At 70.5% G+C, this 13572-nt stretch carries 11 protein-coding genes; 2 read left to right on the forward strand and 9 right to left on the reverse strand.

Translation table 11 applies throughout. The features are described 5' to 3' along the window. The 8 genes from GA707_RS16720 to mtrA all read right to left on the reverse strand — a co-directional run bounded on the left by GA707_RS16720 (nucleotide 1) and on the right by mtrA (nucleotide 10049). Entirely contained in the window at nucleotides 1–2139 is a 2139-nt protein-coding gene (locus tag GA707_RS16720) for an NAD(P)-binding protein (protein WP_152179595.1), read from the reverse strand. A gap of 77 nt (nucleotides 2140–2216) precedes the next feature. Continuing rightward, nucleotides 2217–3437 carry a winged helix-turn-helix domain-containing protein gene (locus tag GA707_RS16725; RefSeq protein WP_226963890.1) on the reverse strand — a complete coding sequence of 407 codons (1221 nt, stop codon included), beginning with the start codon at nucleotides 3435–3437 and terminating at the stop codon, nucleotides 2217–2219. Then, nucleotides 3434–4084, reverse strand: coding sequence for a response regulator transcription factor (locus GA707_RS16730; RefSeq protein WP_152179596.1), 651 nt, complete (start codon nucleotides 4082–4084; stop codon nucleotides 3434–3436). The genes GA707_RS16725 and GA707_RS16730 overlap by 4 nt, the downstream gene beginning before the upstream one ends. After that, nucleotides 4081–4761 carry a ribosome hibernation-promoting factor, HPF/YfiA family gene (hpf, locus tag GA707_RS16735; RefSeq protein WP_152179597.1) on the reverse strand — a complete coding sequence of 227 codons (681 nt, stop codon included), beginning with the start codon at nucleotides 4759–4761 and terminating at the stop codon, nucleotides 4081–4083. The genes GA707_RS16730 and hpf overlap by 4 nt, the downstream gene beginning before the upstream one ends. Before the next feature lie 167 nt (nucleotides 4762–4928). Continuing rightward, nucleotides 4929–5612, reverse strand: a complete 684-nt coding sequence (locus GA707_RS16740) for a ComF family protein (RefSeq protein ID WP_152179598.1) — start codon at nucleotides 5610–5612, stop codon at nucleotides 4929–4931. Between the two features lie 167 nt (nucleotides 5613–5779). After that, nucleotides 5780–7729, reverse strand: coding sequence for an LpqB family beta-propeller domain-containing protein (locus GA707_RS16745; RefSeq protein ID WP_152179599.1), 1950 nt, complete (start codon nucleotides 7727–7729; stop codon nucleotides 5780–5782). After that, nucleotides 7726–8748 carry an MtrAB system histidine kinase MtrB gene (gene mtrB, locus GA707_RS16750; RefSeq protein WP_226963891.1) on the reverse strand — a complete coding sequence of 341 codons (1023 nt, stop codon included), beginning with the start codon at nucleotides 8746–8748 and terminating at the stop codon, nucleotides 7726–7728. Before mtrB ends, GA707_RS16745 begins: the two co-directional genes overlap by 4 nt. A gap of 623 nt (nucleotides 8749–9371) precedes the next feature. Continuing rightward, a complete protein-coding gene (gene mtrA / locus GA707_RS16755) occupies nucleotides 9372–10049 on the reverse strand; it encodes an MtrAB system response regulator MtrA (protein WP_152179600.1) in 678 nt (225 codons plus the stop codon). A gap of 193 nt (nucleotides 10050–10242) precedes the next feature. Here mtrA and GA707_RS16760 point away from each other — a divergent pair, with 193 nt between their 5' ends. Together GA707_RS16760 and GA707_RS16765 are read left to right on the forward strand one after the other, a co-directional pair. Next, nucleotides 10243–11976: a GAF domain-containing sensor histidine kinase gene (locus GA707_RS16760; RefSeq protein ID WP_152179601.1), complete on the forward strand. Its 1734-nt coding sequence runs from the start codon at nucleotides 10243–10245 to the stop codon at nucleotides 11974–11976. Then, nucleotides 11973–12659 (forward strand): response regulator transcription factor, encoded by a 687-nt coding sequence (locus GA707_RS16765; protein WP_152179602.1) that lies wholly within the window; start codon nucleotides 11973–11975, stop codon nucleotides 12657–12659. Before GA707_RS16760 ends, GA707_RS16765 begins: the two co-directional genes overlap by 4 nt. On the opposite strand, the gene GA707_RS16770 is transcribed toward GA707_RS16765, so the two are convergent. Beyond that, nucleotides 12660–13571 carry a type II secretion system F family protein gene (locus GA707_RS16770; protein WP_226963892.1) on the reverse strand — a complete coding sequence of 304 codons (912 nt, stop codon included), beginning with the start codon at nucleotides 13569–13571 and terminating at the stop codon, nucleotides 12660–12662. It abuts the gene before it with no gap. Nucleotide 13572 lies beyond the last annotated feature (1 nt).

Genomic DNA, 13572 nt, shown 5'->3' on the forward strand with positions numbered 1-13572 from the left:
CTACCGGCTCGGCAGGTCCTGCACCGCCCGGAACCCCTCCTGCACCGCGGAGTGGAAGTAGGCGAAGGCCTGCGAGTCGCTGTTGGCGATCGTGATGTTGCGGAACGGGGCGATCGCCCGACGCTGCGGCTGGTCCGCGTAGGGCCCGTAGAGCGAGGGGTCCCAGAGCGAAGTGAGCTCGTGGGCATAGCCGTAGTTCCACCGGTTGATCATGATCTCGTCGACGTCCCGTTCGGGGTCGAAGTCGCCGCCCCTCGCGTTCACCGTGCGGTCGATCATGTCGTAGAGCCCGGCCTCGAGCTCCTCGAAGGAGAGCTCGAGGAGCTTCTGCCGGCCCACCTCGTAGGCGCCGAGCTGCGGGGTCGTGTCATGCCCGGTGGCGACCAGGTTGAAGTTGAGGATCGCCGGCTGGTCGGGGCTGTTCGGCGTCGGTCCGTAGACCGAGCCGAAGCGCTGGCCCATCGTCAGGTTGATGCTGTCCCAGAGCTGGCTGTTGCCGCGTGGCGAGATGCTGCTCACCGCGGAGTCGGCGAATGCCTGCCAGTTGTTCAGTGACGCGCGGGCGTAGATCAGCGGCACCTTGCGGGCATAGCTGAGGTCCTCGACCTGCTGACGCGGAAGGCCCTGGACGACCTGCGCGGTGACCCGGTGCCAGCACGCCATGATGACGTGGCGGGCGTGGACGAAGTGGGTGCCGCCGGTGCGGGTGTCCTGGTACTCGACCTTCGCAATGCCGCCGCGGGCGCCACCCGGGATGACCCGGTAGACGAGGCTGTTGAGCCGCAGTCGCACCGGGCTGCCCGACTGGTCGAGTCGGGTGTAGTCGCAGCGGGCGGTGACGACGTTCTCGACATTCGGCTGGCCGTCGGGGAAGGTCTGCGGGATGAGGCGGCTGACGAGGAGCCGGGCCACCGAGGCGTTACCGTCGGGCCAGGCGCGGCTGCCAGGCAGGTTCGTGCCAGACCGCCAGCCCATCTGCGGGGTGCGACCGATGCCGGGAAAGCCGTTGTCGGCGAGCCCGGTCGGATCGGGCAGCCCGAGAGCCTCGGAGAAGCCGGGGCGCTCGAGCAGCCAGTTGTCGACGGCCGAGGTGACCTGGGCGCCGGCGCCGAGCAGGCTGTGCGAGCCGCGCTGGTACTCGCGGATCGCCTCCTCCGGTGCGCCGAGGTAGTCCATGAGCCACTGCTTGTAGGAGATCGTCGTCAGCAGGTGCACGCGCTGCTCGGGTGTCATGCCCGGACCGTGCTTGAGGGCGATCCAGTCGGTCGTCGTGTCGGTCTGGATCCGGACGATCGCGTCCTTCGCGGCCTGCGAGTACGGCAGGCGGTCGACGAAGGCCTGCCAGCCGGCCTCGGTGTTGCTCTCGCCGGGCAACCCGCGAACCCGCTGCACCGAGTCGCTCCCCCACTCCTCGCGCGGGAAGAGCAGGTAGCCGGCCAGCCCGTAGGTCGCCGTCGGCGTCCCCGGACCGCTCGTGCTCGGGAATGCGGTCAGGTCGACACCGAGGTAGTCGAGAATGTCGAGCGCGGCGTCGCTCGGGGGCACGTCGAGGAACGCGCCGGAGGTCTCGCTCCACGTGTACGGGCTGTCGAGGTTGACCGCACCGCCCGTCCGCAGCATCAGGACGTCGGATCCGGTGGCGGCGTTGGGGGTGAGGAACTCGTTGCGGTGCGCGTGGCCGCCGAAGTCCGGCAGTGGGTCGACGAGGAGGATCTTCGCGTCGGGGCCGAAGCGGTCACGGTAGTACTTCGCGGCGGCCAGGCCGCTGACGCCGGCGCCGACGATGACGACGTCGTAGGTCTCGCCGGTGTTGAAGGCGGGCCGCTTGATGCCCGGGCCGCCGGAGGCGTCGTGGACGTCGGTCGGGTTGGGGAAGCCGTCGATCTGGACGATGCCGTCGATGACGCCGTCCGGCTGGCCGGTGATGCCGGTCGAGCGCGGCGGGTAGTACCCGGGTGGGATCGGCTGCGGCGGGATCGGCCTGCTCATGACGGCCGCCTGGGCGCCGGTCATCCCCGGGGACGCTGCTGCGGCGGCGAGGCCGGCGGCACCGATCGCCATGCCGTCGAGGAACTGCCGCCGGGTGATCGGACGGCGGCGGCGCGGTGCGCTCCCGGACGAGTGACTGGATCCGGACATGGACACCCTCCTGTCGAGCGCACCGTTGCGCGATGGTCCGGATTCTCTCGATTCCGGATCACTGACGTCAATGGCTCTCAGGCACCGGATTCAGCAGTCCTCGACTCGATAGGCGACGCATTCCGAACTTCACTGAGCCTGAGCCAGTCCGCCATGAGGTCCAGCTCGGCGTCGAGCTCGGCCCGGTCCGCTGCACCGCCGCGCCCGTCCTCCCAGGTCACCCGCTGGATCCGGAGCACGCCATCGGCCCGATCGGACTTCAGGTCGACACGCCCGACCAGCTCGTCGCCGAGCAGGAACGGCAGCACGTAGTACCCGTGCACCCGCTTCTCCGCCGGTGTGTAGATCTCGATCCGATAGGTGAAGTCGAACAGCGCCTGCACGCGCTCGCGCTGCCACACCAACGAGTCGAACGGGCTGAGGAGGGCGCGCGTATGCACCGACCGAGGTCGGCGCGCTTCGCGGTGGAGGTATGCGGTGCGCGCCCACCCGTCGACGGAGACCGGGCGGAGCACACCCTGGTCGACCAGGGACTCGAGCGCCGGACGAGCCTGCGCAGGGCGGAGACGCGCGTAGTCCCGCAGGCACAGCTCGGTGCCGATGCCGTGGGCGCGACCGGCGAGGTCGATGAGGCGCTCGAACGCCTGCCACGGCTCGATGCGCTCCTCGACCAGCCCACGCAGGTGCGGCGGGAAGATGCGCTCGGGCAGCGCATACCGCCGCTCGAACTGTGCCGTGCGCCCGGCCGAGGCGATCTCGCCGGCCCAGAACAGGTGCTCGACGACGCGCTTGACGAGCGACCAGTTCCAGCCCCAGTCCTCGCGGGGACGGTCGTGGTCGTGCGCGAGCACGGCCTCGAGCCCGCGCGCGGTGATCGGACCGGCGGCGGCGACCTCGGCGCGCACCGACTCGACGAGGTGCGGGTGCTCGCGGGCGGCACGCTGCATCCACCCCCACGACTCGCTGTGGGCCTTGTCCATACGGAAGCGGAACAGCGGCCACAGCTCGGGCGGGATCAGGCTCGCCTCGTGCGCCCAGTACTCGACGAGCCGGCGCGGCGCGACGTCGCGCATCCGGTCCAGCAGCGCCGTGTCATAGGGCCCGAGGCGGGAGAAGAACGGCAGGTAGTGGCTGCGGGTGAGGACGTTGACGCTGTCGATCTGGACGATCCGGACGTCGCGGACGACCCGCTGCAGGTCACGGGTCGTCGTCGCCCAGGGCTGCGGGCGCGGCCGGGCGAGACCTTGGGCCGCGATGGCGATGCGCCGCGCGGCGGCGGCCGAGATGCGCTCGCTCACGAGCTCGCCGGGCTCGGACCTCCGTGTCCGGCCTGCCCGGCGCCGCGTGCTGCGGCGCGGATGCGGTCGTTGATCGTGACGAGCAGGTGCCGGATCGTGCTCTCGGCGATCCCCATCCCGGAGGCGATCTGGGCGGTCCGCTCGCCGCGCGCCAGTCGCTGCAGGACGAGCTCCTCGCGCTCGTCGAGCTCGAGCCGGTCGGCGCCAGCCGCGGACTGGTTGACGGCGGGGTGCAGCAGGCATGCGGCGACGGCCGGCGAGAAGTAGACCTCCCCGCGACGCACCGCCCGGATCGCCTCGGCCAGGCGGTCACCCGGCAGGTCCTTGGTGACGCAACCGTGGGCGCCGGCCTCGAACGCGGGGAGGATGTCCTCGCGCGCGTCGGACATCGTCGCGAGGATGATCCGCGCGTCGGGCACCTGATCGGTGAGAGCGCGGATGGCGTCGACACCGCCGAGTCGCGGCATCTGCAGATCCATGACGACGACGTCGGGTCGCGCGGAGGCGACGACGTCGACGGCCGTGTAGCCGTCGCCGGCCTCGCCGACGACCACGATGTCACCGTCGAGCGCGAGCACGAGACGCAGCGCACGGCGGTACATGACGTGGTCGTCGGCGATGACGACCCGGATCGGCCGCTCGATCACGAGGCGGCGGCTCCGAGGGCGGGGCTCACCGAACCTGACCCATTCGAAGCGGCGGTGTCGCTGACGTCAAGGTGGATGACCCCGTAGGACCAGCCGCGGCGGCGGTAGACGACGCTCGGGCGGTCGGTCTCGATGTCGTGGAACAGGTAGAAGTCGTGTCCGACGAGCTCCATCTCCTGCAGTGCCTGCTCCAGGTTCATGGGGGCGCTGGCGTGGACCTTCTCGCGGACCTCGATCGGGGAGTCGGCGAAGCGGTCCTCGAGGCTGCTCTCCCCCTCGCCCTCGGAGCCGGTCTCGCCGAGCTCGCCCTCGAGCACGGTCGCATCGAAGCGGGCGGTCGCCTGTGCGACGGACTCGGGAGTGCGGTGGCCGCGGGAGACGCGTCGACGGTCGTTGCGCCGGCGGAGGCGCTCCACGAGCCGGTCGATGGCCAGGTCGAGGGCGGCGTAGCGATCCTCGGCGCTGGCCTCGGCCCGGATCACCGGACCCTTGCCGTAGCACGTGATCTCGATCCGCTCCGCGGCCTTGGACTGTCGTCTGTTGGGCTCGTGGCTCACCATGACCTCGATGCGTTGGGTCTTGGGGGCGAGGATCGCAGCCTTGCCGACCTTTTCCTCGACGTGCGAGCGGAACGACTCGGCGACGTTGGTCTGGCGGCCTGTCACGACAATGTCCACGGGGGAACTCCTTCGCAGCTGGGGGACTCCACGCTCCGGGCCGTCTGCCCAGAGGTCACGGCGGGCCAAGCCTCGCTAGCGGCCACTCACCCCCTGCCGGGGTCTCTCGTCGCATACCTTCATAACCTGACGCTAGTCCACTTGCAGGGGTGGTGGTAGGCCTGGGGTCACATCCGTCTGGCGGTCGCGCAGATCACTCCCGCGCGCACCGAGCGGGGTCCGCGCAGGCCCTCGGTATGCAGTGCTCGCCTGGCCTCGGCGAGCGTCGCCCCGGTCGTGACGACGTCGTCGACGAGAACCACCTCCGCACCTGCGAGGACGCGCTCTGCGCCGCGCACCAGGCCCATCGACCCGGCGAGGTTGGCGCGTCGCTCGCGGTGGTCGAGACCCGCCTGGTCACGCACCCGGCGCACGATCCGCAGCACCGGCGCGATCCGCACCGGCCGGATGGTGCGGATGCGGCGGGTGATGTCGAGCAGCGGCTCTCGGCCCCTCGTTCGGCGCGAGGCAGGCGAGGAGGGCATCGGCACGAGGACCGGGTCGTCGAGGCCATCGATGACCGCCTCGACCACGTCCCCGAGCAGTGCCGCGAGCACGGGCTCGAGGTCGGTGCGCTCCTCGTCCTTGTGCGCGACGACGATCCGCCGCAGCGCCCCGGCATAGCCGCCCCACGTCAGCGTCGGCGGGAAGCCCGGTGGCGGCGGCGTCGGCGAGTGCCACCGGAGGTCGGCCTGCGCGGCCACGTCGAGGGCGCACCGCGGGCACAGCACCCGGCCGGCGACCCCGCAGGCGGCGCACGCTGCCGGCCACACGAGGTCTCGAAGCGGACCGAGGCCAGGCAGGTGGAGCACATCTCCACACCCTGCCTTCGCCGTCCGCGAGCTCGCAGCCCCTGTCTCCGGCCTGTGGACGACCCACCCGACGACACCGCCGGGTGTGGACTCAGTCGGCAGACCGATGCGTCCCCGTCCCCGGGTGCCCCGGGGGCTGGAACGAGGTGGGGCGGGCCCCGCAACGGTCACCGTGCCGCGACGATGACCTCCGAGCCGCGGTCCTGGGCCGGCAGCCACTCGGCGCCGACCCGCACATAGATGAGGTCCTCGGGCCCGGTGACGACGAGGTTCCGTTCGCCGCCGGTGGAGGTGATCCGCTCGGCACCCTCGATCGGTGGCAGATAGCTCGTGCGCCCGCCGACCGTGAGGATCGCGGGCTGCGATCCGGGCACCGCCTCGCCGTCGGCGTCGAGCTGCTCGGTCGGCACCGAGCGCGGCCGACCGAGGATGGCCAGGGAGTTCTCCCCGAGCCAGACGGCGTCGGTCACCGTCGTGTACTGCGCGGCGACGCTCTGCGGGCCGACGACGGTCGTGGGCAGTCCGTTGGGCTCGCGGATGACGGCGCCGATGTCGAGCCGCGCGGGCCCGCCGTCCTCGGCGGTGCTGATGACGGCGATCCTCGTTCCTTGCGGGGAGACGTCGCACGCGACGACGCGGCGCTCCTCGAGCCAGCCGACCCGCACGGCCCGCGCCGGTGAGCGCAGCGGGTCGGCCGGAGAGGCGGCAGCGTTGACGGCGAACAGCCGGTCGCGGGCGAGCAGGTCGCCGATCCCGCCGGCCCACAGCGACTCGTAGCGGTCGTAGCACGGCCGCCCCAGGTCAGAGGCGAACCCGGGAACGTCGTAGCGGATCTCCTCGCGCCACCGGCTGAGGTCGTCACCGGAGATCCCGGCGAGCTCCGAGCCGGAGTACGACAGCGCGAGCTCCTGCCACTCGGGCTCGATGGCCGGGAAGCCCTGATCGTTCGGCGGCGCCGGCTCCGCGTCGACGGGCACGTCGTCGAGCTGGGGACGCAGGGTCGCCTGCCCGATCGCGGTCCCTTGTCGGATCAGCGGGGGCACGCGGGACGGAGTCGGCGGTGCGGTGAACCCGAGGTCGCTCAGCGAGCGCACCTCCTCGACGCCGGGGATCTCGAGTGGGCTGCCCTCGAGGGTGATCTCGACGCGGTCGACCCCGCGCACCTGGGTCAGCGTGGCGACGAACTGCGCCCAGAGGTTCGCGCGCGCGGTGGGGTTCGCGCCGACCCCCTCGCCGCGCAGGTCGACGGTCGCCACACCGTCGAGGACCGGCACCGCACCGACGGCCAGGCGGGCGTCGGGCGGGATGTCCTCGCGCACGGCACCGCGCAGGTAGCCGGGGGTGTCGCCGAGCTGCAGCTGGGCCAGGCGGGTGGCCACCCGGTCGGTCGGCACGTAGCGGATGTCCGGGATGAGCTGCCGCTCACCGGTGGAGACGTAGTGCACCGCGTAGGGGTCGTAGAGCCGCTCGAAGTCCGCGGTCTGCAGCCAGCGCCCGAAACCCTCCTCGATGTGCCGTATGCGCCACTCGCCGTCGCTCTGTCGCAGGACGACGTCGGTGGTCCGCTCCTCCTGGGTGGGCAGTTCGCGGTACATCCCGTCCCGGCCGATCTCGGCCCAGGCCGGAACCGAGATGCGCAGGACGACCTCGTCGGGACCGGGCGGCGGCACCGGCCCGGTCCCGGTGGGCTCTTCGGTCGGTTCGTCGGTGGGTTCGTCGGTGGGTTCCTCAGTCGGCTCGTCCGTCGGTTCCTCCGTCGCCTCGGCAGCACCGTCGGTCACGTCGGTCACGTCGGTCAGCTGAGCCACCCCGCCGAAGACGACGGTGCCGGCCTCGGGCGACCATGTGTCGGCGGCATCGCCGACGAGGAACTCGCGCGCGGTGACGAAGTCCCCGCCGCTGCCGGCGAGCGCCTGGAGGAAGCCGCTTGCGATCTCGGCCGGCTCCGCGCCGGGACGCGGTCCCGGAGGGGCCACCTGGAGGTCGGCGTCCGGCTGGGTCCGGCCGACCCCGAGGCCGGGGCGGATCGTCGGGTCCGTCGCGAGGACCGTGCAGCCGGCCAGGAGGATGGAGACGGCCAGGACCACCGCATACCGAAGGGCGTGGAGGGGGTTCACTCGGCGTCCTCCTCGACCCCACGGGGGACGAGCGGGAGGGGCGACTCGCCGATCGGCAGGTCCTGGCGGCGCGGGAGGGTGAGCCGGAAGCGGGCCCCCTCCCCCGGCATACCCCAGGCCTGCAGCCAGCCGTGGTGCAGGTGGGCGTCCTCGAGCGAGATGGCCAGCCCGAGGCCGGTGCCGCCGGTGTGGCGGGCGCGGGCGGGGTCGGCCCGCCAGAACCGGTTGAAGACCAGCCCGGCCTCGCCGGGGCGCAGGCCGACGCCGTGGTCCTCGACGAGGACGGCGACGGCGGTCTCGTTGCCCTCGACGGCGATGCAGATCGGCCGGCCCTCGCCGTGCTCCACGGCGTTGACGACGAGGTTGCGGATGATCCGCTCGACGCGGCGCGGGTCGACGTCAGCCTCAGCGTCGCCGGTGGCGCGTTCGAGGATCAGCGCGCTCCCCCGCCGCTCCGCGAGCGGGCGGGCCCCGAGGACGACCCGGTCGACGAGCTCCTCGAGGTCGACCGGCTCGGTGTCGAGCGCGGCGAAGCCGGCGTCGAAGCGGCTGATCTCGAGCAGGTCGGCGAGCAGCTCCTCGAAGCGGTCGAGCTCGCCGCTCAGCAGCTCGGCGGAGCGGGCGACGGGGACGGTGAACTCCTGGCGGGAGTCGTGGATGAGGTCGGCGGCCATCCGCACGGTCGTCAGGGGCGTGCGCAGCTCGTGGGAGACGTCGGAGACGAAGCGCTGCTGGACCCGCGAGAGCGCCTCGAGCTGGCGGATCTGGGTCTGCAGGCTGTCGGCCATCGAGTTGAACGAGGTCGCGAGGCGGGCGAGGTCGTCCTCGCCGCTGACCGGCATGCGCTCGCCGAGATCGCCGGCCTCGAGCCGCTGCGCAACCGAGGCGGCTCGGCGGACCGGGGTGACGGCCTGGCGGGCGACGAGCCAGGCGATGGCGCCGATGAGGAAGATCAGGGCGATGCCGCCGATGAGGAGCGAGTTGGAGATGAGCCGGAGAGTGGCCTGTTCCTGGTACATCGGGGTGATGTAGTAGAGTGGCCTGTTCCTGGTACATCGGGGTGATGTAGTACAGGTCGTAGGGTCCGGCGACGGGCACGTCGATCTGCGATCCGACGACGACGGCCGGCACCTGCTCGCCGTCGATGGTCACCTGGGTGAGCTGCGTCTGCTGGCGGGTCGGGTCGTCCGCGACGGACTCGCGCAGGGCGTCGCTGACGGCGGACAGGCCGACCGCGCCGGCGGAGACGGTCGGCAGGACGGTCGTGGCGGTGTTGTTCTGGGCGCGGGTGAAGACGACCGAGAGCGACTGGTCGTTGCCGGGCGGGGCGAGGGAGTTGACCAGGTCGAAGGCCTGCTGGCTCTGCGCGTCGCCTTCGCGGGGCGCGGCGGCGTCGACGCTCCCCTGGGCTTGGGCGGTCAGGGACAGCGCCTGCTGCTGGGATCGCTCGACCCGGTCGTCCTCGAGGCCGTCGGCGATCGCGGAGTACAGATAGGTGCCGATCATGCCGATGACGAGCAGGCCGAGCAGCATCGTCGAGACGACGATGCGGAACTGGAGGGAGGACCGCCAGACGCCGGTCAGCCGGCGCAGACCCTGGCGGACGGTATGCGACGCTCGCCTCGCGAGCACCGTCACCCGGTCAGACAGATCCGGCTTTGTATCCGACACCACGAACCGTCACGACGATCTGGGGGTTCTCGGGATCGTGCTCGATCTTGCTGCGCAGCCGCTGGACGTGGACGTTGACGAGGCGGGTGTCGCCGGCGTGCCGGTATCCCCAGACCTGCTCGAGGAGGGTCTCGCGGGAGAACACCTGACGGGGCTTGCGGGCCAGGGCCACGAGGAGGTCGAACTCGAGCGGGGTGAGCGAGACCGGCTTGCCGTCACGCGCGACTGAGTGGCCACCGACGTCGATGGTCAGGTCGCCGATCTCGAGCTGCTCGGGCTCGGGCTCGTCGCCGCGGCGCAGCCGGGCCCGGATCCGGGCGATGAGCTCCTGCGGCTTGAAGGGCTTGACGATGTAGTCGTCGGCGCCGCTCTCGAGGCCGACGACGACGTCGTGGGTGTCGGTGCGGGCGGTGAGCATGACGATCGGGACGCCGGACTCAGCGCGGATACGCCGGCAGATCTCCATGCCGTCCATCCCGGGCAGCATGACGTCGAGCAGGACGAGGTCGGGGCGCGTGGTCCGGAAGGCGCCGACCGCCTCCGACCCGTCGGCGACGTGCGAGACGTCCAGGCCCTCGTTGCGCAGGACGATGCTCAGCATCTCCGCGAGCGAGGAGTCGTCGTCGACGATGAGAACGCGACCCTTCACGGTGTATCCATCCTTCCCATGTTCTTGCACAGCCGGTCCAAGTCGGCAGGCTCGTGCACCCCCGATCATCACATACGGTTGCGGGCCCGAGGAGTTCCCGAGACCCGTCGGGGCATCAGCAGTTCGGCTCTATTCCGGCGCGCCGGAGCACTCTGGCGAGGACAAACTCAACTAGGCACTACAGACTGGAGCGATGGAAGGCGCGTTTTGGTTCCGGCCGCACCGGATGCCCGGATTCGGGCTCGTCCTCCGGCTGAGCCTCTCGCTCGCCGCCGTCGGCATCGCGTTCCTCAGCGGCGACTTCTTCGACATCCTCCCGTGGGCGCTCGCCGTGACCGCACTCGACGGGATGTCGATGATGGTCCGGTACTGGCGACCCGAGGACGCTCGGATCTGGATGCCGGTCGCCACGGTCTTCCTCACCGCACTGAGCATGACCGGTTTGCAGGTCGTCGGCTCCGAGGCGCTCCTCCTGCTGCTCGTCGCGGCGATCCACGGCGGCTTGTACTCCGGCTTCATGGGCACCCTCATCGTCGGGTGGATCAGCCTCATCGTCGGCTTCCTCATGACGATCGTGGACGTCGAGCACGTCTACGAGGGTGCGGCCGTCCTCGGGTGGATGGGCATCGCCTTCCTCGCCGCGCTCATCGCGAAGCGCTGGCACCAGCCGCCACTCGACCCGGAGGCGGCTGCTGCACTCGAGGCCAAGGCCCTGCTCACGCGGCTCGGGTCTCTCGCCGACACCCTCGAGACCGGCTTCGACATCCCGGCCCTCGGCGACTCCGCGTTGGAGGACATCTCGGAGGAGCTCGAGATCGGCAGAGGCGCCGTTCTGCTCCGCACCGACGACCACGCCGTTGTGGTGGGGCTGCGCGGCCACACCCGGATGCCGTGGCCGTCCCCGACTGAGTCGTGGTCGATCCTGCACCGCACCTGGTCAGAGGGCGTGCCGATGCGTGGCGCCTTTGGCATCTCCCCCGAGCGATCGTTCATCATGACCGTCCCCATAGCGACGGCCGACGACACGCTCGTCGGCATGATCGCCCTGGATCGCTCCACCCAGCCGTTCTCCGCCGACGAGCAGCGGCATGTCGAGGCGGTCGCTCACCGTGTCACCCCGATGCTCGAGGTCGGTCTGCTGTTCTCCCGGCTCCGGGGCCGTGCCGCGATCGAGGAGCGGGCCCGCCTGGCGCGGGACATGCACGACGGCGTGGCCCAGGAGCTCGCCGCCCTCGCGTTCTCGGTGGACACGCTCATCGAGCAGGCTCCGGAGGACTCCCCGATGCGGCGCGGCCTGGAGTCACTGCGCACGATGATGCGCGATTCGCTCGGCGACATCCGGAGCCAGATCTCGACACTCCGCATGGTCGAACGGCCGGGAGTCTCACTGGGCGCCATGCTGTCGCGCGCACTGCAGGAGTTCACGTCGAACACGAATGTGCGCACGACCATGACGCTCGACGAGAGCCCCTTCCGCTTCCCGGCCCACGTCGAGATGCAGGTCCAACGTGCGGCCCTCGAGGTCCTCAACGATGCTCGGGCGACCGGGGCGAGTTTCGTCGACTGGAACGTCTGGCTATCGGCTCCCAACGCCCGCATCGTCTTCCAGCACGACGGCGCGACCTTGATCACCGCAGACTCCTATGTCTCTCACCCTCTCCTGGCTCATGGCGCGGTCATCGTCGACTCCCTCGTTCCGCAGGGGCTCTATCTCGAGATCGGTCTCGGAGCGGAGGCGCCGCCCCCCGCGCACCCCGTTGTCGACACCCTCTCAACGGACGAATCCTCCGACTCTTGGTCGACACGGTCCTTATCGAACGGGCATGATGACGCTGTTCCTGGGGGGACGGGAGCCGAGCCCGTGACCGGTGACTCCGCCTATCCGACCCTCGCCGTGCCACTGCCGAGGAGGTCCTTGCAGCAATGACAGCCGCACCGCCCGGGCGGTCTCCTGCCATTGACCCTGCGCCGGTCCGCGTCGTCATGGTCGAGGACCACGCGATGATCGTCGAGATGCTGGCGCAGTTCCTCGAGACGGTCGAGGACGGCCAGCGCCCGATCCGCATCGTCGCCCACGCCGGCTCCCTGCGTGAGGCGGTCCAGGTGCTCGGTGAGACGCAGGCCCATGTCGTCATCGTCGACGTCAGCCTCCCGGACGGCAGCGGCCTGAACCTCGTCAAACAGATCCGCGCGAAGTCCTCGACCATTGGCCTAGTCGTGCTGACGATGTACGACGACGACGCCACGTTGATGGCTGCTCGTGAAGCCGGGGCCTCGTCGCTGGTGCTCAAGTCGGAGGGTGCGGCGAAGGTTCTGGCTGCGGTGCGCCTCGCGGTGGAGAAGCCCACCGTCTTCCGCGCCCATAACCTGGAGGACGCCCTCGTCCGGCGCGAGTCGCTCCCCCGGCTCTCACCGCGCGAGCTCGAGGTGCTCGAGCTGCTCGCCGAGGGACATAAGGTCTCGGGTGTTTCTCAGTCGCTCTTCATGAGTGAGTCGACGGTCAAGACCCACATCGGGAAGGTCTATGACAAGCTCGGCGTCCACAACCGCGCCGGGGCGATCATGAAGGCCATCCAGCTTGGCCTGATCAAACCCCGCCAGGGCCGCTGATCAGAAGCCGGAGAACGCGTCGACGATCCGGATGATCCCGGGTCCGATGATGACGACGAAGATCGTCGGGAAGATGCAGAACAGCAGCGGGAAGAGGATCTTGACCGTGACCTTCTGTGCCTTCTCCTCGGCCCGCTGACGGCGGACGACTCGCATCTCCTTGGTCTGCTCTCGTAGCACCGCGGCAATGGGGATGCCCATCCGGTCGGCCTGCACGAGCGCACTCACGAAGTTCTTGACCTCGGGCACGACAGCGCGCTCGCCGAGGTCGGAGAATGCCTCGGCCCGTGACTTGCCGATCTGGATCTCGGAGAGGACTCGGGCGAACTCACCGCCGATCGGCCCGGGGACGGTCTGCGCCACCTGCCGGATCGCGGCGTCGAACCCCTGCCCCGCCTCGACGCAGACCGTCAGCATGTCGAGAGCGTCGGCGAAGCCCTTCTGCAGCTGCTCCTGCCGGCGCAGTGCTGCATTGTAGACGAGCAGGTCCGGCAGGAAGAAGCCGGCGGTTGCAGCGATGACGGCGAACAGGATCCCGCGCGGGTTGAGTCCCCAGATGAACAGGGCGAAGAGTGCCCCGAGGAGCAGACCGAGACCCTTGGCACCCATGACCCGATCCGGAGTCCACGGTTCCGGGTTGCCGGCCCGGTCGAGAGATCTCGCGAGGCGGTCCCCGGTGCCTGTCGGAGACAACCGTTCGGCTATCGCTCTGGTTCCGTCCAAAATGGGAAGAAACAATCGGTCTCTCGCCGGCAGCTCATGGCGACTCGCCGACCTGGAGTCCGGCCGGTAGTTCACCAGCTCGAGAGACCTGGCGACGCCGGTCGTCTGTCCCGATCCCAGGGAGACGGCGAGCACGATCACGCCCACCGCGATGGCGATGAGGAGCACGGCGAGGATCAGAACGGTCACT

Source organism: Nostocoides sp. F2B08 (genome assembly GCF_009184895.1).
Classification (GTDB): domain Bacteria; phylum Actinomycetota; class Actinomycetes; order Actinomycetales; family Dermatophilaceae; genus F2B08.

What these genes read in the sequence shown, in the direction of transcription:
- GA707_RS16765 (WP_152179602.1), top strand. Translation starts at nt 11,973, where the DNA reads ATGACAGCCGCACCGCCCGGGCGGTCTCCTGCCATTGACCCTGCGCCG.
- mtrB (WP_226963891.1), bottom strand. Translation starts at nt 8,748, where the DNA reads ATGTACCAGGAACAGGCCACTCTCCGGCTCATCTCCAACTCGCTCCTC.
- GA707_RS16720 (WP_152179595.1), bottom strand. Translation starts at nt 2,139, where the DNA reads ATGTCCGGATCCAGTCACTCGTCCGGGAGCGCACCGCGCCGCCGCCGT.
- GA707_RS16760 (WP_152179601.1), top strand. Translation starts at nt 10,243, where the DNA reads ATGGAAGGCGCGTTTTGGTTCCGGCCGCACCGGATGCCCGGATTCGGG.